At 66.9% G+C, this 16,509-nt stretch carries 16 protein-coding genes; 10 read left to right on the top strand and 6 right to left on the bottom strand.

All coding sequences use genetic code 11. The features are described from left to right. Positions 1-106: 106 nt before the first annotated feature. From ACYPYD_RS16540 to ACYPYD_RS16510, 7 genes are all read left to right on the top strand, one after another. Positions 107-1,522 carry an aldehyde dehydrogenase family protein gene (locus ACYPYD_RS16540; protein ID WP_036526976.1) on the top strand — a complete coding sequence of 472 codons (1,416 nt, stop codon included), beginning with the start codon at positions 107-109 and terminating at the stop codon, positions 1,520-1,522. Between the two features lie 225 nt (positions 1,523-1,747). Next, a complete protein-coding gene (locus ACYPYD_RS16535) occupies positions 1,748-2,137 on the top strand; it encodes a hypothetical protein (protein ID WP_008831027.1) in 390 nt (129 codons plus the stop codon). Positions 2,138-2,214: 77 nt separating this feature from the next. Further along, on the top strand, positions 2,215-4,497 hold the full coding sequence (locus ACYPYD_RS16530) for a TonB-dependent receptor (RefSeq protein WP_459664253.1): 2,283 nt from the start codon (positions 2,215-2,217) through the stop codon (positions 4,495-4,497). Further along, entirely contained in the window at positions 4,485-5,894 is a 1,410-nt protein-coding gene (locus ACYPYD_RS16525; RefSeq protein WP_051211516.1) for a PepSY-associated TM helix domain-containing protein, read from the top strand. The genes ACYPYD_RS16530 and ACYPYD_RS16525 overlap by 13 nt, the downstream gene beginning before the upstream one ends. A 121-nt stretch (positions 5,895-6,015) precedes the next feature. Continuing rightward, positions 6,016-7,053 (top strand): extracellular catalytic domain type 1 short-chain-length polyhydroxyalkanoate depolymerase, encoded by a 1,038-nt coding sequence (locus ACYPYD_RS16520; RefSeq protein WP_069708245.1) that lies wholly within the window; start codon positions 6,016-6,018, stop codon positions 7,051-7,053. After that, positions 7,050-7,487, top strand: a complete 438-nt coding sequence (locus tag ACYPYD_RS16515) for a barstar family protein (protein ID WP_081799066.1) — start codon at positions 7,050-7,052, stop codon at positions 7,485-7,487. The genes ACYPYD_RS16520 and ACYPYD_RS16515 overlap by 4 nt, the downstream gene beginning before the upstream one ends. A gap of 119 nt (positions 7,488-7,606) precedes the next feature. Continuing rightward, the gene (locus ACYPYD_RS16510) at positions 7,607-9,037 is read left to right on the top strand and encodes a CYTH and CHAD domain-containing protein (RefSeq protein ID WP_459664250.1); all 1,431 of its coding nucleotides are present in this window, start codon (positions 7,607-7,609) and stop codon (positions 9,035-9,037) included. A gap of 143 nt (positions 9,038-9,180) precedes the next feature. Here the strand turns inward: ACYPYD_RS16510 and ACYPYD_RS16505 are convergent, their stop codons facing one another. From ACYPYD_RS16505 to ACYPYD_RS16480, 6 genes are all read right to left on the bottom strand, one after another. Beyond that, positions 9,181-9,651 carry a nuclear transport factor 2 family protein gene (locus ACYPYD_RS16505; RefSeq protein ID WP_459664248.1) on the bottom strand — a complete coding sequence of 157 codons (471 nt, stop codon included), beginning with the start codon at positions 9,649-9,651 and terminating at the stop codon, positions 9,181-9,183. Further along, positions 9,651-10,280 (bottom strand): pyridoxamine 5'-phosphate oxidase family protein, encoded by a 630-nt coding sequence (locus tag ACYPYD_RS16500; RefSeq protein WP_008831035.1) that lies wholly within the window; start codon positions 10,278-10,280, stop codon positions 9,651-9,653. Before ACYPYD_RS16500 ends, ACYPYD_RS16505 begins: the two co-directional genes overlap by 1 nt. Positions 10,281-10,333: 53 nt before the next feature. Beyond that, positions 10,334-11,311, bottom strand: coding sequence for an alpha/beta fold hydrolase (locus tag ACYPYD_RS16495; protein ID WP_069708247.1), 978 nt, complete (start codon positions 11,309-11,311; stop codon positions 10,334-10,336). Between the two features lie 137 nt (positions 11,312-11,448). Continuing rightward, entirely contained in the window at positions 11,449-12,327 is an 879-nt protein-coding gene (locus ACYPYD_RS16490; RefSeq protein ID WP_459664247.1) for a LysR family transcriptional regulator, read from the bottom strand. A 135-nt stretch (positions 12,328-12,462) separates the two neighbouring features. Then, positions 12,463-13,950: a GGDEF domain-containing protein gene (locus tag ACYPYD_RS16485; protein ID WP_008831038.1), complete on the bottom strand. Its 1,488-nt coding sequence runs from the start codon at positions 13,948-13,950 to the stop codon at positions 12,463-12,465. A 90-nt stretch (positions 13,951-14,040) separates the two neighbouring features. Further along, positions 14,041-14,841 carry an enoyl-CoA hydratase-related protein gene (locus ACYPYD_RS16480; protein ID WP_036526945.1) on the bottom strand — a complete coding sequence of 267 codons (801 nt, stop codon included), beginning with the start codon at positions 14,839-14,841 and terminating at the stop codon, positions 14,041-14,043. Positions 14,842-14,903: 62 nt separating this feature from the next. Between ACYPYD_RS16480 and ACYPYD_RS16475 the strand changes: the two genes are divergently transcribed. The 3 genes from ACYPYD_RS16475 (at position 14,904) to ACYPYD_RS16465 (ending at position 16,449) form a co-directional block, all read left to right on the top strand. Beyond that, the gene (locus ACYPYD_RS16475) at positions 14,904-15,320 is read left to right on the top strand and encodes a secondary thiamine-phosphate synthase enzyme YjbQ (RefSeq protein ID WP_036526972.1); all 417 of its coding nucleotides are present in this window, start codon (positions 14,904-14,906) and stop codon (positions 15,318-15,320) included. Positions 15,321-15,399: 79 nt separating this feature from the next. Beyond that, positions 15,400-16,074, top strand: a complete 675-nt coding sequence (locus ACYPYD_RS16470; protein WP_008831248.1) for a CDP-alcohol phosphatidyltransferase family protein — start codon at positions 15,400-15,402, stop codon at positions 16,072-16,074. Between the two features lie 147 nt (positions 16,075-16,221). Continuing rightward, on the top strand, positions 16,222-16,449 hold the full coding sequence (locus tag ACYPYD_RS16465; protein WP_459664244.1) for a hypothetical protein: 228 nt from the start codon (positions 16,222-16,224) through the stop codon (positions 16,447-16,449). Positions 16,450-16,509: the final 60 nt, after the last annotated feature.

Genomic DNA, 16,509 nt, shown 5'->3' with positions numbered 1-16,509 from the left:
GGGCCACGCGCGGCTTACGTGACGTCTCGTAATCCGATGGTGCCCCTCCACCCCCGCTGCGCGGCGGTCCCCCTCCCCGCCCGCGGGGAGGATGGGAGAGAGCATCATGCGCAGCTACACGCAGTTCTACATCGACGGCCGCTGGACCAGCCCCGTCACCCCGAAAACCGCCGAAGTCATCAACCCCGCCACCGAGGAAGTCTCCGGCGAAATTTCGCTGGGCTCCCCCGCCGACGTCGACCTTGCCGTCGCCGCCGCCCGCCGCGCCTTCGCCACGTATGGCGATAGCAGCGTCAAGGACCGCCTCGACCTTCTCGAAGCCATCCAGGCCGAATACGAACGCCGCGAAGCCGAACTCGGCGAGGCGATCATGGTCGAGATGGGCGCTCCCAAGGGCCTCGCCAACGGCTTTCACACCCTGCTCGGCAAAGGCCACCTCGGCACCGCGATCGAGGTGCTGAAGGAGTTCAAGTTCGAGGAACAGCGCGGCGTTACCCTGATCCGCAAGGAACCGATCGGCGTCTGCGGCCTGATCACGCCGTGGAACTGGCCGATGAACCAGACCTGCGTGAAAATCTTCCCGGCGCTGGCGGCAGGCTGCACGATGATCCTAAAGCCCCCGCAACTCGCGCCCTATTCCGCGCAGATCCTCGCCGAGATTCTCGACAAGGCGGGCGTCCCGGCTGGCGTGTTCAACATGATCCAGGGCCAGGGCTCGGTGATCGGCGCGGCGCTGTCCCGGCATGAGGACGTCGACATGATCTCCTTCACCGGCTCCGAACCCGTGGGCGTGCAGATCCAGAAGGACGCCGCCGACACCGTCAAGCGCGTCGGCCTCGAACTCGGCGGCAAGAGCGCGTGGATCGTGCTCGACGATGCCTCTCTCGCGGCGAACGTCGCGGGCGCGACGGCGGGCATGATGGGCAATTCCGGCCAGACCTGCTCGGCCGGTTCGCGCCTGCTGGTCCCCGCCTCCCGCCTCGACGATGTGAAACGCGCCGCCGCCGAGGCCGCCAGCGGCGTCACCGTGGGCGACCCGCAGAGCGATGTGGCGATGGGACCGGTCGTGTCCAAATCGCAGTACAACATCATCCAGCAGTACATCGAGAAGGGCCTTGAAGAAGGCGCGCAGCTGATCGCCGGTGGCCTCGGCCGCCCCGAGGGCCTGGACAAGGGCTGGTACGTGAAACCGACCGTGTTCGTCGGCACCAACGACATGGTCATCGCCCGCGAGGAAATCTTCGGCCCGGTGCTGGTCGTCATCCCCTACGATGACATCGACGACGCAGTGCGGATCGCCAACGATTCGAATTTCGGCCTCGGCGGCTACGTCTCGGGCGAGGATCTGGACACCTGCCGCGCCGTCTCGCGCCGGATGCGCACGGGGGCGATCTGGGTGAACGGCGGCTTCGACTTCCACGCGCCGTTCGGCGGCTACAAGCGCTCGGGCAACGGGCGCGAGTGGGGCGAGTTCGGGTTCCACGAATATCTGGAAGTGAAATCGGTCATCGGTTGGAACTAAGAGGAAGTCCTGGGGCCCCCGAACACTTTGGCGCCCCAGACCCCTTTACTGTCGAGGATATGCGCGCGGCCGCGTTTCGCGCCCACTTCGAGCCGGAAGACAAAAAGCCTGCGGCGCCATGAGGAGCTGAGGTGGCTGCACGCGCAGCGACGACAGTATGGGGGTCTGGGGCAATGGCCCCAGGACTTCTTCCCTTCCTCCTTCCGACCCGCTAAGAACCCGCCCGTGGGCACCATCAGGCACTTCTTCCGGCACCGTCCGGCGCTTGCGGCATTGCTGCTGGCCGCCGCGCTGTGCCTCAAGGCGCTGGTCCCCACCGGCTACATGCCCACCGCGTCCGAGACCGGCACAGTCGTCATGCTCTGTTCGGGCACGACGATGACCGTGGAGATTCCCGTCAAGGGCGCCCATCCGGACAATGGCGCCACCACCGCCGACCACCCGTGCGCCTTCGCCCCGCTGAGCGCGGCACTGACCGGCGCCGACTTCGCGCCGCTGGTACTGGCGGCGCTGGCTTTCGTCTTCGTCGCCGCGATCCTGCGCCGCGACCTCGCACTGCCTGCGACCGGCGCCCGGATCAGGCCGCCCAGTCAGGCGCCGCCGCGCTTCATCTGAACCCGTAAAAGCCCGGCCGTTTCGCGGCCTACAGCTACTCGCCCGCCTCCAGTGCGGGCCGTTCAGGTGAATTTTCCATGCTCCGTAGATTGCTCGCGCTCGGCGCGGCTCCGCTTGCCCTGTTTCCCGTCCATGCCTTCGCCGAAGAGGCGGACGAATCCACCATCCTCGTCGTCGGCCAGCGCGACCGCGACATCAGCCTCGACGCGCGCGGGTTGTCGGTCAGTCTCGGCGACGAACAGTTCGAGGGCGTCAACGCCCGCAACGTCGAAGACCTCATGAAGTACGCGCCCGACTTCTTCGTGCGCACCCGCTATGCCGGAGACTCCAACGGCGTACCGGGCTTTCGCGGCACCCATTCCACCCAGAGCGCACGGACGGTGGTGATGGTGGACGGCTTCACGGTGTCCAACTTCCTCGGCAACTCCTTCGCCTATGCGCCCAAGTGGGGCGTCGTCGGCCCCGGCGAGGTGGAGCAGTTCGACGTCGTCTACGGCCCTTACTCGGCACGCTATGCGGGCAATGCGATGGGCGGCGTGGTCAACATCACCACCCGCTCGCCCGAGAAGACCGAGGCCTTCGCCACCATGCAGGCCATGGCCCAGCCCTACGACCAGTACGGCACCCACGACACGTACTACGGCTATTCCGCCGAGGCCGGGTTCGGTTTTCGGCAGAAAGAAGGCCCGTGGTCCGTGCGCATCTCGGGCCGCCATTTCCGCAACACCGGCCATCCGCAGATGTTCTACGGCCTGACGCCCTCCACCGGCACCGCCGCCGTGACCGCAGTGACCGGCGCAATCGTCGATCCCAGACAGGCCGTCGCCGGTTCGCCGGGCACTAGCACCAACCCGATCTTCGCCGCGCAGAGCCCGGCCGAAACCACGCAGGATCAGGCCAAGCTGCGCCTCGGCTACGACGGCGCATCGGGCGTGACCGGCGAGTTCCTGCTGGCCTACTGGCACAACCTCGACAGCCAGACCGCTCCCGACTGCTACTTGCGCGATGCGGGCGGTAATGCGGTATGTGGCGGCCTCGTCTCGGCAGGTGGCAGGAACTACACCGCCAGCGGCGCCAACTGGTCGCGCACCGTGCGGGACGAACTGCTGGCGGGCCTCAAGCTCTCCGCCCCGCTGTCCGATGCGGTGGAGGTGCAGGCGAACGTCTCCACCTACCAGATCCTGCGCTCGGACGGCTTCACCTCGACCAGTTGGACCAACGGCGCCAACGACGGCGCGGGCCGCCTTGCCCGGCAGGGGCCGACCTACTGGTGGACCGGAGAACTCTCGGCCACCGCGCACCTCGGCAGCGTCGAACTTGCGGGCGGCGGCAGCGCGAATCTCTACAAGACCGACCTCACCAACTACACCTTGGCAAACTGGCGCAGCGATACGGGCAAGGCGATCTCCACCCGTACCTTCGGCAAGACGCGTAACCTTGCCGCATGGGGAGAACTGCGCATCCCGCTCGATCCGGTAACCCTGACACTGGGCGCCCGCTACGAGGACTGGCGCGCCTTCGACGGCGGCCTCGCCCGCGTGAGCACGGCGGGCGCGGTGGTCACCAACCGTTACGACGGCCGCCATGCCACCGGCTTCCAGCCCAAGGCATCGCTGGAATGGGCCGTCGATCCCGACACCCGCGTGCAGCTCAGCCTCGCCAGGGCGGTGCGCTTCCCCACCGTGGGCGAACTGTTCCAGGGCAGCCTGAACGGCGACGGCACCTTCAACGAAGACAGCTTCGATCCGAACCTGAGGCCCGAGCGCTCGACCGACGCGAACCTTCTCGTGGCGCACGACTTCGGCCATGTGAAGCTGACCGGCTCGGCGTTCTGGCAGCGGGTGAAGGACACGATCTTCGCGTTCTACGGCTTCAACCAGAACGGGGTGAGCACCTCGAACTTCAAGAACGTCGACGTCACTCGCCAGTACGGCTTCGAACTGATCGCCGAAGCCCGCGACGTCCTCATCCCCGGACTCGACATCGACGCCAACGCCGCCTGGATCGATTCCGTCACCGTGCGCAACGACGCCGCCCCGGCCGCCGAGGGCGTGCAATTCCCCCGCATCCCGCGCTGGCGCCTCAACGGCAACCTGCGCTACCGGGTGGCAGAGCCGGTGCTCGTCTCCATCGGCGTGCGCTATGCCAGCCGCCCCAACACCGACCTGTTCGGCCTCCAGCGCGGCGATACCTACGGCTATACGTCCGAGCTGTTCGCGCTCGACGCCCGCGTCAGCTGGGACGTGACGCAGCAGCTTCGGGTCAGCGCCGGCATCGACAACATCACCAACGACAGGGCCTGGGTCTACCACCCCTACCCGCAGCGCAGCTTCCTCCTCGAAGCGGGATGGACGCTGTGAGCACCGCGACGATCCCTGCCGGGCCGCGCACCGAACGCTGGTATCGTGCGGTCTGGCGCTGGCATTTCTACGCGGGGCTGTTCTGCCTGCCTTTCGTGCTCTGGCTTTCGGTGACGGGCGGCCTCTACTTGTTCAAGCCGCAGATCGAAGCCGTGATCTACGCACCTTACCGCAATGTCGCCTCCGGACCGGCGCTGGCGCCCGAGGCGATCGCCGCCAGCGCCGTCGCGGCGGTGCCGGGTTCGGTGCTGCACAAGTACGTCCTGCCCGAAAGCCCGCGTGATGCGGTGCAAATCCTCGTCGGCAGGGGCGCCGGAGACGTGCGCGTCTGGGTCGATCCCCAGACCGGCGCGGTGCTTCATCAGGTGCCCGAGGAGGACCGCCTCATGCGGGTCGTCTTTCGCCTCCACGGCGAATTGCTGGCCGGGAACCTGGGCTCCGCGCTGGTCGAGACGGCCGCGTGCTGGACGCTGGTGATGCTGCTGACCGGCCTGTTCCTGTGGTGGCCGCGCGGCGGGGCGAGGCTGGCTGGCCTGCTCTACCCGCGCCTGCGCCGGGGCCGCGCGCTGTTCTGGCGCGATATCCATGCCGTGACGGGCCTTTGGATATCGCTGGGCGCCCTGTTCCTGATCGTCTCCGGCCTGCCATGGGCGAATGCATGGGGCGACTATTTCCGGCAGGTCCGCGTGGTGACCGGCACAGCGTCGGGACGGCAGGATTGGTCCGCCGGCTCCACCACCGAAAGCGCCCGCCGCGCCCGCGAAGACGCCGCGATGCGCGCGATGATGTCCGAACATGCCGAGCATCACGGCCAAATGACTATGGGCTCGATGGCGCACATGGCCCCGCCGCCCGCCGCCCTCAACGCGGTGATCACGAGGGCCACAAGTCTGCACTTCGCCGCTCCGGTCGAGGTCAGCCCGCCGACAGCGCCCGGCACCCCGTGGCAGGTCCGCAGCCAGGCCGAGAACCGCCCCCGCCGCGACAGCGCCGAGATCGCCTCCGACGGCCGCGTGGTCGGCGTGGAGCGCTTCGCCGACCGCCACTGGATCGACCGCGCGGTGGGCTACGGCGTGGCGATCCACGAGGGCGCCTGGGCCGGTCTCGCCAATCAGCTGCTCAACCTCGCGGTGCTGGCCGGGCTCGTCCTGCTGTGCGTATCGAGCGCGGTCCTGTGGTGGCGCCGCCGCCCCGGCGGGGGCCTCGGCGCCCCGCAGAGCCTTGCCCCGCTGCATCATTCATGGGCGCTGGTCCTGCTGGTACTGGCGTTGGCGGCAGCGATGCCGCTGTTCGGCCTGTCGCTGGGGCTGGCGGCGATTACGGAGGCGGTGCTCGGCCGCATCGCCCCGCGCCTGCACCTGTGGATGGGGTGGCGGAAAAAAGCTGCATCCGGATGATGCGGGCCGCGGGGAGTGGGGAGCGGGCGCCATTCGCCGGAGGGTGACAGTTGGCGCCGGCTCTGCGATGTTCGTCGCTTCTGGCGCTTGCGTGCAAGCAACGAAGATTCACCAAGGCGTGATGGCCGACCTGTTCAAGACACTCTCCAAGGCAGCACGCCTCGTCCGCAAGGGCCGCCCGATGTCGGCGCTGATCGCCATGCAGGACGGGCTCAAGCCGACGGCGGCGCCCAGAACCAGGTTGCCGAAGGCACCCCGGCGCAAGCAGGCAAAGCCCGCAGCGGCCCGGCAGCCGCGTCCGGCGCCCGGAACTTTCGGCGCGCACGAGTTCGATTGCCGGCACGGCGCGATTCACTTCCGGCTATATACGCCGCGCGGCCCGAAGCGCCGGAACCGCCCCCTCGTCGTCATGCTGCACGGTTGTTCGCAGACCGCATCCGACTTCGCGACCGGCACCGGCATGAACGAACTGGCCGACGAACTGGGTTGCCTCGTCCTCTATCCGCAGCAGTCGCAGCGGGCGAACCTGGCGCGGTGCTGGAACTGGCACCGTCCAAGGAACCAGGCGCGCGGCGAAGGAGAGCCGGCGCTGATCGCGGCCCTGACCCGCCATGTCCTCGCGATTGCCGCGGGCAATTCGGAACGGGTCTTCATCGCGGGCATTTCGGCGGGCGGCTCGGCCGCCGCGATCGTCGGGGCGGCCTATCCGGACCTGTTCATCGCGGTGGGCGTCCATTCCGGGGTCGCACGCGGCACGATCCGGACCTTGCCCTCGGCGCTCGCCGCCATGCGCGGGGACAGGCGGGCCGGATTCACCGGCAGGGCGACCCGCCCCCTGCCCACCATCGTCTTCCACGGCGACGAGGACCGCGTCGTCCATCCGTCCAATGCAGCGGGTTTCCTCAACACCCTGGAACGCTCGCAGCCCGGCCCGCTGATTTCGCGCACGTATTATGGAAAATCCGACAAGGGCCGGGATTTCACGCGCAAGGTCTATCGCTCGTCGAGCGGGAACACGCTGCTCGAGGACTGGACCATTCACGGAAGCGGCCATGAATGGTCGGGCGGCAGCGCCTCCGCATCCTACACCGATCCGCTGGGGCCGAACGCATCGCGGGAAATGATGCGCTTCTTCCTCTCGCAAAGGAGAGCGAATTGACGCCGGAGCCGCCGCGAAACCGGGATGACGGCGGCACGATGGCGCCCAGGCAGTTCGAGATCGACGGCAGCACCATGACCGACATCGCCTCGTTCTATGCGCAGATGAACCGGCTGCTCATGGACGGAGAATCGTGGGCGCTGGCCGAAAGCCTCGATGCCCTGAACGACGTGCTCTACGGCGGCTACGGCGCCATCGCAGGGCGCGAGCCTGTCCGCTTCGTCTGGAAGGACATCGCCGCGACGCGCGCCGCGCTGGGCCGCGAGGCGACCTGCGCCTTCCTGCGCGAACGGCTGAAGACGAGAACGATGTTCAACGGCTCTCCCATCGTCGATCAGCTGGCCGCGCTGGAAAGCGGCTTGGGCACCACTTACTTCGACGTCGTGATGCAGGTCTTCGCAGACCATCCCAATATAGAGATCGTGCCGGCATGAGCCGGAAAAGCGATCGATCGGTGTACGCGCTGTCACGATTTGCCGGCTCGCCCGTTGGTCACCGATAAGGCAGGACAAGAGGCGAACCGATGACCCCCAAGCCGTCCAGAGGCATGGAAATGGAACTGAAGCTGGAGCTGGATGCGGCGGGCATGGATGCCCTCGGCGCGTCGGAGCTGCTGGTTGCTGCGCCGGGCGCCGTGTCACAGCGCGCCATCTACTTCGACACGCCCGACCAGAGCCTGCTGCGCGGCGCGCTGTCGCTGCGCATCCGCCGGGAAGGCGACCGCCGGGTCCAGACGGTCAAGGCTTCCGGCGCCACCGCGGGCCTGTTCGTTCGGCCGGAATGGGAATTCGAAGTCGCGGACGACCAGCCCGTGCTCGATCATACCAGCCCGGTCCGCGCCCTGATCGGCACCGGCACCGAAGCGATCGCGCCTGTTTTCGCCGTCGAGAACGAACGCCGCCAGTGGATGGACGGCGGCATCGAGATTTCGCTCGACGACGGCCGCGTGATCGCCGGAGATCGCAAGACGTCGTTCGCAGAGGTCGAGCTGGAGCACAAGAGCGGCGATCCGGCCGCGATCTTCGCGCTTGCCCGGAAAATCGACGCGGTGGCTCCGGTCCAGCTTGGCGTGATGAGCAAGGCGGAACGCGGTTACCGGCTTCTCGGCCCCGCACCGACCGCCACCAAGGCGCACCGCGTGGCGCTGGACGAAAGCATGACGGTGGCCAGTGCGCTTCAGGCCATCGGTTTCGCCTGCCTGCGCCACTATCGCCTCAACCTCCCGCTCGTGCTGGATCACCGGGATGCCTCAGCGCTCCATCAGGCCCGCGTGGCGATCCGGCGGCTGCGGTCCGCGCTCACCATCCACAAGAGCGTGTTCGTCGATCGTACCGTGCCGAGGCTGAACACGGAACTGCGCTGGCTGGCGGCCGAACTCGGGAAGGCACGCGACATCGACGTGCTGCTCAAGCGGACCGGGCAGAGTGCGATCAGGACGCAATTGCTGGAAGCCCGGGCCGCGGCCTACGACGCGGTGGGCATCGCCCTGCAATCGGCGCGGGCGCGAGGGCTCATGATCGATCTCGTAGAATGGCTGAGCATGGGCGAGTGGCTGCGCGACGACACCAACGCCGAGGCCGCGGCGACACCGGTGCCCGGCTTCGCGGCGAGGACCCTGCGCAAACTGCGCAAGAAGGTAAAGCGGCAGGGCCACGGACTTGAGGCGCTGGACGACGAGAGCCGCCACGAACTGCGCAAATCGGCCAAGAAGCTGCGCTACGCCACGGAGTTCTTCGCTGCATTGTACGACCGCAAACGCGATCGCCGGCGGTTCAAGCGCTTCCTGTCGGCCCTCGAAGACCTGCAAGACAGCCTCGGCGACCTCAACGACCTGTCCGCGGCGTCAGAAACGCTGCGGCGGCTCGGCATCACCGGCGGGGATGCGGATGGACGCGCGGGCGACCCGAAGGCAAAGGCAGCCCTGCTGGAGCAGGCCGCCGCCCATCATGACAGCCTGATCGGCGCCAAGCGGTTCTGGACGTAGCATCCTCGAGATGAGCCGCGGGCTTCGCCGGCGGGCTCGCGGGCGGATGATGGCAAGGGATTGCAGCCCAACACCGCCGCCTGCCACCGACGTCCCGTCATCCGGACCGACGATCCGGTGACTGGCCCCGATGCCGTCACCCTCTAAAATCCGAGATCGCCAAGACCCGTATGTGCGTCGGGACGCCGGCCCAGGGGCCAGTGAAAGCGCCGGTCTTCCACTGCGATCGGCGTGTCGTTGATGCAGGCAAGGCGCCTTTGCATCAGCCCGGTTTCGTTGAATTCCCAGTTCTCGTTGCCATACGAGCGGAACCAGTTGCCGCTGTCGTCATGCCATTCGTATGCGAAGCGCACGGCGATGCGGTTGTCACGAAAGGCCCACAGCTCCTTGATCAGCCGGTAATCCAGCTCCCGCTGCCACTTGCGCGTCAGGAACGCGATGATGGCGGGGCGGCCGTTCAGGAATTCGCCGCGATTGCGCCACTGGCTGTCCGGCGTATAAGCCAGCGCGACCTTTTCGGGATCACGGCTGTTCCAGCCATCCTCGGCAAGGCGGACCTTCTCGGCCGCCGTCTCCAGCGTGAAGGGCGGCAAAGGCGGGCGCGGACTTTCCATCATGCTTCTCCTCGTTTTTCGAGCCGGAGGCGCAGGGCTGCGTTCTCTGCTTCCAGTTCGGCCATCCGCTCGTGCAGCGGGCGCACCGCCTGTTCGATCTCCCGCTCGGTGAAGCGGGGGGTGATGTGCTGGGGGCAATTCCAGTCGAACGCCTTCAGCCGGAACCGGAAGATGCGCTCGGGCCGCGCCTTGTAGCCCTTGTCCATGACGCGTTCGGTCAGTGCCGGGTCCTCGTCAAGCGACAGCTTGTCGACATGGGCATAGATCTTGAGCCGCATGCGGCGCGGATAGTCCATCAAGAACAGCGAGGCCCGGTCGTTCGCGGCCAGATTGCCGGTGCTGATGTACTGGCGGTTGCCGCGATAGTCGGCGAAGGCCAGCGTGCGCTCGTCGACCATCTTGAGGAACCCGGCGGGGCCGCCGCGGTGCTGGACATAAGGCCAGCCGTCTTCCGAGACGGACCCCATGTAGAAGCTGTCGCGCGCGGCGATGAAGGCGGCCTCGTTCGCGGTGAACCGGTCGAATTCGCGGTTCCCCTCGAAATGGGCCCACTGCCTGTCCGCGCCCATCTCCGCCTGCGCCGCGCGGACGCTGGGGGTCATGGCGATATCGAGAAATCCGTAAGACATGGCGTATCTTCCGATTTGAGGCGGGGGCAGTTCGCGACTGCCCCCGCCCTCGTTCAGCGCGGCGCGACCTTGCGATCGAGGAAATCCCGGATCAGCGGCGCCATCTCGTCCAGCTTGTCCTCGAGCGCGAAATGCCCGGTATCGAGGATGTGGAGTTCGGCCTCGGGCAGATCCCGCAGATACGGGTGCGCGCCGGGCTCGGGGAAGATCGTGTCGTTCTTGCCCCACAGGATGATCGTCGGCGGCTTGCGCTCGCGGAAGAACTGCTGGAACTGCGGGTAGAGCGGCACATTGGTGCGATAGTCGTAGAACAGGTCGAGCTGGATCTCGCTGTTGCCCGGCCGGTCGAGCAGCGCCTGGTCGTGGACCCAGTTGTCCGGGCTGATCCGCGATACGTCACGGACGCCGTCGGTGTACTGGAACTTGGTCGCCTTCGGCGTCACCAGCCAGGCCTGCGCTGCCCGGTCCTTGGCCGATCCGCTCTTCCAGTAGGTCTTGATCGGGTCCCAGAACGCGCCGAGCCCTTCGTCATAGGCGTTGCCGTTCTGGACGATCAGCCCGCTCACCCGCTCGGGGTGCTTGAGCGCCAGCCGGTAGCCCACGGGCGCGCCGTAATCCATGACGTACATCGCATAGCGCTGGGCACCGATCTGGCCCATCAGCGCATCGACCATGTCGGCATAGTGCGCGAAGCTGTAAGCGAACTGCTTGTGATCGGGCGCATCGCTCTCGCCGAAGCCGGGATAGTCAGGGGCGATCACGTGATAGCGATCCGCCAGCGACGGGATCAGGTTGCGGAACATGTGCGAGGACGTGGGAAAGCCGTGCAGCAACAGCACCACCGGGCCATCGGCCGGGCCGGCTTCGCGGTAGGCCATCTTCACGCCCTCGATGGTCGCGGTGCGGTAGTGAACGGTCGCCGGCGCCGTGCTGGACGCGGTGATCTGCTGCGTAGTGGCCGCCATTGCACCGCTAGGAGCGGCGATGGCCGCGCCCGCCAGCATCAGGGACAGGATCAGTTGCTTGGTCATTTTTTCCACCCTCGTCGAAACCGCTGAGCGATCTGCGTCAGCTTCTGGAGGGAGATATAATTCTTACTGATCGAAGCGATAATTCGGCAATTTTGAAAGTCATTGTTCCGATAAATGGAATTATCGCGCGATGGCCGCTATTGAAGAAGGGGATTGTTTCGCAGCGTTTCAACGGCGAGATCGACGAACGCGCGTACTTTGGCGGTCGCGCGTCGGCCCTCGCCATGGACCACGTGTATCGGCATCGGGCTTTCCGCATGATCGTCGAGCACGGACTGGAGACGGCCCTGCGCCAGTGCCGGATCGATCTGGTAGGACAGCACGCGGGTGATGCCCCAGCCCTGTTCGGCTGCGGCTATGGCGGCCTGGTTGGTGTTGCACAGCAGGCGCGGGTGAACGGTGACGCTGGTGCGCGAATCCGGGCCGAAATGCCACTCGGGCGAAACCCAGGCGCCGGTCGGCATGATGACGCGGTGCTCGGCAAGATCGGCGGCGGATCGGGGCACGCCGTGCTCGGCAAAATAGGACGGCGCGCCGCAGATTACGCGGCGCACCCAGCCCACGCGCGTGGCGGTCAGGCCCGACGGCGGCAGATTGCCGATCCTGACCGCCACATCGATTCCTTCCTCGATGATGTTCACGCTGCGGTCGAGGAACAGGCTTCTGCCAGTCACGCGCGGGTAGAGATCGAGATATTCCAGCAGGACGGGAAGCACGTGCATCTGCCCGAACATGACCGGCGCAGTGACGACGAGCGTGCCGGCGGGGTTGCCGTGCGATCCCGCCGCCGAAGCCTCTGCCTCCGCGATATCGACCAGGATGCGCCTGCAGTCGTCGAAATAGCGCTGTCCGGCCTCGGTCATCTTCACCGACCGGGTGGTCCTTGCCAGCAGCCGCACGCCGATCTCGTCTTCCAGACAGGATATCGCGCGCGTGACGGCCGGCGGGCTCAGGTGCATTTGCCTTGCCGCCTCGGCGAAGCTTGCGGTCTCTGCCACCCGGACGAAAATCCTCATGGCTTGCCACCGATCCAATTCCACGTCCTCCATCGACACCGCGTTCGCGCCGGAGATGGGCGCAATCGGCGTTTGGGGTCAATGTTTCCGGCCTGGCCCCAGGGATAAGTTATCGAGCGTCGACGCGAAGGCGCTTCAGGCCGCTCGGCCGCCGGTGGTGGAGACCGGGGGCGTATCGACGGCGCGCAGGCGCACGGCGCTGCGGCGGGCCACGCGGTTGCGGCCGCTGTGCTTGGCATCATAGAGCGCCGTATCGGCAGCCGAGACGAATACGGCGACCTCGGTGTCGAGCGCCTGGGTGCAGGCGACGCCGATGCTGATCGTGACGACGCCCTCGCCCGTCCCGGATGGCAGGCCGAGCGCTTCCACCGATGCCCGCATGCGTTCGGCGATCATGCCGGCGTCCTGTGGGTCGATGCCGGTGAGGATCGCGGCGAATTCCTCGCCGCCGTAGCGCGCGACGAGGTCGCTGTCGCGCCGCGCGCAGCCGGACAGGACGGCCGCCACGGTGCGCAAGTGCTGGTCGCCCACAGCGTGGCCGAACTGGTCGTTGAGCTGCTTGAAATGGTCGATGTCCACCATCAGCAGGGCCAGCGGCTCGGGGCTTTCCCGGCGCCGTGCCCATTCGCGGGCCAGCACCTCGTCGAAGCGGCGGCGGTTCGCGATGCCGGTCAGCGCATCGACGTGCGAGAGGCGAGCGAGTTCGTCCTGCTCCTCGAAGTTGCGCAGTTGCACCAGCATCGTGCGCAGACCATAGCCGAGCGAAGCCGCGACGCAGCCGCTGATCGCGATGATCGGGTCGTAGGATACCAGCAGCACCGATACGGTCAGCAGTGTCGCGGGGATCAGCAGCGGCCCTCCGGCGCGCACGATCCTGGGCGCGCGTGCGCCTCCGGCTGCCCCCAGTCCCTGCCGGTAGGGCTCGCCGACGGCATGCCAGGCAAGCACCATGAACGGCAGGTCGACGAGAAGGTCGGACCAGCCGCCGTACGCCGTCGCGGACTGGTAGTGATTGATGTAGCCCGCGCAGAGCATGTAGACCACCGCGTAGACCGTCATCGCGCGGAAGAACGGCGCCCGCTGCCGGGTGCGCACGAGGAAGCGGATCGTCGCGAAGGCTGCGATGAACAGGTTCTCGATGTCGAACATCAGCTGCAGCGCATCGACCGTCTCGAACGGGGTGCGGGACTGCGAGATCAGCTTGCCGACGTGGATGTAGTAGAGATAACCCAGCGCCGTCGCCAGCGCGGCATCGACCAGGCGGACCTGCCACTTCTCGTCCGCAGGGCTGGCCAGCGCGAAGATCAGCGGCACGCCGTAGAGCACGTATAGCAGCATGCTCAGCCGGTCTTCGCGCACGATGTCGAGGAACAGCGTGGCGAACATCGTCGATGTCATGCCGCCTGCCCAGCACAGCATCGCCGCGCCTGCGGGAAGCCAGCCCTCGAAACCGTCCTTCCAGCCGCGATACAGGCAGGCCAGACCCGCGAGGACCGGAGCGGCGATCAGCCATGCGAACGAGGCTTGCGTGCCCGCGCTGCCGGCAAGCAGGAGCGAGCCGGCGTGCCCTGCAAGGAACAGGACGGGAAGTGCTGCAGTGATGATCCTCGATCCGTGCCGCATGTCATTCCCTCGGGCGGGGCACTCTTTCGATGATCTTTGCCACAGGCACCTTTAATCGAAGTTAATTCCTACTGCCGTGCGACTTGGGTATTACTGTGGCTCGGCCCAGGCTGGAGTTCGCTTTTCGAACAAGGCCTTGCCGCCTTCGCGCGCGTCCGGCCCCGTCAGCATGGCGCGGACTTCGGGCAATGCGAACATCTCGCGGTTGGAACCTTCCATGCCGAGTGCATAATAGGACCCGATCACCGCCCTGGTCGCGACGATCGCCGCGGGCGAGCAGGCGGCGATCTCCTCCGCCCAGCGCCGGGCGCACTCGAGCAGCTGTTCTGCGGGCACGACTTCGGCCACCAACCCCCAGTCGTGCGCCTGCGCAGCGGTGATGCGCTTCGCCGTCAGCAGCAGCGCGTGGGCGCGCTTGGGGCCGAGTTCCTGCACGATGCGCTGGATGCCGCCGCCCAGCGCCGCCAGCCCCACCCGGGGTTCGGTGAGACCGAAGGCGGCACTCTCGGCCGCGACGATCACGTCGCAGGCCAGCGCCGCCTCGAACCCGCCGCCCAGCGCCAGGCCGTTGACCGCCGCGATCACCGGCTTGCGCCGGGCGAAGCGCCAGGTCAGGCCCGCAAAGCCGGTCTCGGGCACCGGCATGCCCCTGAAGGCACGCGGATCGTCCTTGTTCGACGGCGTGCGCAAGTCCGCGCCCGCCGAGAACGCCTTGTCGCCCGAGGCCGTCAGGATCGCGACCCAGAGGGCCGGGTCGGCTTCGAAGCGGTCGAACACCCCGGACAGTTCGAAATGCGCCTCGGCGTGAAGGGCGTTGCGCATCTCGGGGCGGTCGATGGTGATGGTCATGACGCGGCCGTCCGTCGCCACCTTGCAGAACTGCGTGTCCATGGATGTCCTCTTCCTTTCGCGCCGTGGTTGAAAGCGGCGTCGCAAGCGGGCACCGTGGCGCAATGCGACAAGCATCGACCATCCTTTCCATCGATACGCCGGGCCGCGGGTTCACCGAAATCACACGGGCGATGGCCGAGTGGCTGGCGCAGACCGGCATCGAGGAGGGTCTGTTGACGCTGCTGTGCCGCCACACCTCGGCCTCGCTGCTGATCCAGGAGAACGCCGCGCGCGAGGTGCGGGTGGACATCGCCGCCTGGCTCGACCGGCTGGCGCCCGAGGGTGCGCACTATGCCCATGACGACGAGGGACCGGACGACATGCCTGCGCATCTCAAGGCGACGCTGACGGGCGTGAACCTGCAGATCCCGGTGATCGACGGACGCATGGCGCTGGGCACCTGGCAGGGCATCTATCTGGCCGAACACCGGCGCCGACCGCATTGCCGGGAGATCGCGGTGCATTTGATGGGGGAATAACCCCGTCAGACGCGACGGAATGGCCCATCACGGCGGCGGTTTACCTTGCCAAGCCATCCGCTTGTCACAATAAGGGCCCATGCAGGAAAATCGTATTGCGCCCCCCGTCCGTATTCAGGGCAACTTCCTTGCCATCGGGGAGCGGCGGCTGCTCAACTGGCTCTGCGCACGCATGCCGGCCTGGGTGAAGCCCGACCTGCTGACCGCGCTGGGCATGGTCGGTGCGGTCCTGATCTTCGCCGGATATGCCACCAGCCTGCTCGACGAAGACTGGCTGTGGCTGTGCATGCCGGGTTACCTGCTGCACTGGTTCGGCGATTCGATGGACGGCAGCCTCGCCCGCTTTCGCCATATCGAGCGGCCCCGCTACGGCTATTTCCTCGATCACAGCTGCGACGGTATCGCGACTTTCCTGATCCTGCTCGGCATCGGCGTGAGCCCCTATGTGCGGCTGGAAGTCTCGCTGATCGCCATGGTCGGCTACCTGCTGCTGTGCATTCACGCCTTCTTGGCGGTGCGGGTGCTGGGCGAGTTGCGGCTGTCGTACCTCAACGCCGGGCCGACCGAACTGCGCCTGATCCTCATCTCCCTGACGTTCGCGATGCTGATCCTCGGCGACAAGCAGCGCGACATGGAGGCGATGACCGTTTTCGACTGGTTCGTTGGCGGCGTGGGCGTGATCCTGATCGGCGTGTTCGTGGTGCAGACCGCGCGGTCGGTCCGCAGGCTGGCGCTTATAGACCCGGCCAAATGACCGACCTGCACGGCCTGTAATGCTACGTAAGTTCTTGTAAATTCCGCTCCCGTTCACCTGAACTTCAGGCGCGCAGGTGTCTTCACCGTCCCAAGGCGGGTGCGACGCCCTTGGCCCATTCGGCCGATCCGAGAACAGGGACTACCCGTGAACAAGACCAGCATGACCATCCTCGCCGCCCTTGCGCTGGGCGCTTTCGCACCGTCCGTGGCCGGTGCGCAGACGGCGCAGCATGATACGCACACCGCCGCCAGGCCGATGGTGAAGAAGACCACCACCGTGCGCAAGACTGGCGTTACCAAGAAGCAGCCCGCGAAGAAGGTGACCTGCCGCTATCAGGTGCAGCGCGGCAAGAAGGTCAGGGTCTGCAAGTAATCAGGCTGCGAAAGCGGGCCGCCACCGAGTACCCCCTGCGTTCGGCAGGGGAGGCGTCCG

The sequence above is a fragment of the Novosphingobium sp. 11B genome (assembly GCF_054589055.1).
This window is presented reverse-complemented; position numbering and strand designations above follow the sequence as displayed.

Coding starts and splice junctions, on each gene's coding strand:
- ACYPYD_RS16540 (WP_036526976.1), top strand. CDS start 107: ATGCGCAGCTACACGCAGTTCTACATCGACGGCCGCTGGACCAGCCCC.
- ACYPYD_RS16530 (WP_459664253.1), top strand. CDS start 2,215: ATGCTCCGTAGATTGCTCGCGCTCGGCGCGGCTCCGCTTGCCCTGTTT.
- ACYPYD_RS16525 (WP_051211516.1), top strand. CDS start 4,485: ATGGACGCTGTGAGCACCGCGACGATCCCTGCCGGGCCGCGCACCGAA.
- ACYPYD_RS16520 (WP_069708245.1), top strand. CDS start 6,016: ATGGCCGACCTGTTCAAGACACTCTCCAAGGCAGCACGCCTCGTCCGC.
- ACYPYD_RS16510 (WP_459664250.1), top strand. CDS start 7,607: ATGGAACTGAAGCTGGAGCTGGATGCGGCGGGCATGGATGCCCTCGGC.
- ACYPYD_RS16505 (WP_459664248.1), bottom strand. CDS start 9,651: ATGGAAAGTCCGCGCCCGCCTTTGCCGCCCTTCACGCTGGAGACGGCG.
- ACYPYD_RS16500 (WP_008831035.1), bottom strand. CDS start 10,280: ATGTCTTACGGATTTCTCGATATCGCCATGACCCCCAGCGTCCGCGCG.
- ACYPYD_RS16495 (WP_069708247.1), bottom strand. CDS start 11,311: ATGACCAAGCAACTGATCCTGTCCCTGATGCTGGCGGGCGCGGCCATC.
- ACYPYD_RS16490 (WP_459664247.1), bottom strand. CDS start 12,327: ATGAGGATTTTCGTCCGGGTGGCAGAGACCGCAAGCTTCGCCGAGGCG.
- ACYPYD_RS16485 (WP_008831038.1), bottom strand. CDS start 13,950: ATGCGGCACGGATCGAGGATCATCACTGCAGCACTTCCCGTCCTGTTC.
- ACYPYD_RS16480 (WP_036526945.1), bottom strand. CDS start 14,841: ATGGACACGCAGTTCTGCAAGGTGGCGACGGACGGCCGCGTCATGACC.
- ACYPYD_RS16475 (WP_036526972.1), top strand. CDS start 14,904: ATGCGACAAGCATCGACCATCCTTTCCATCGATACGCCGGGCCGCGGG.
- ACYPYD_RS16470 (WP_008831248.1), top strand. CDS start 15,400: ATGCAGGAAAATCGTATTGCGCCCCCCGTCCGTATTCAGGGCAACTTC.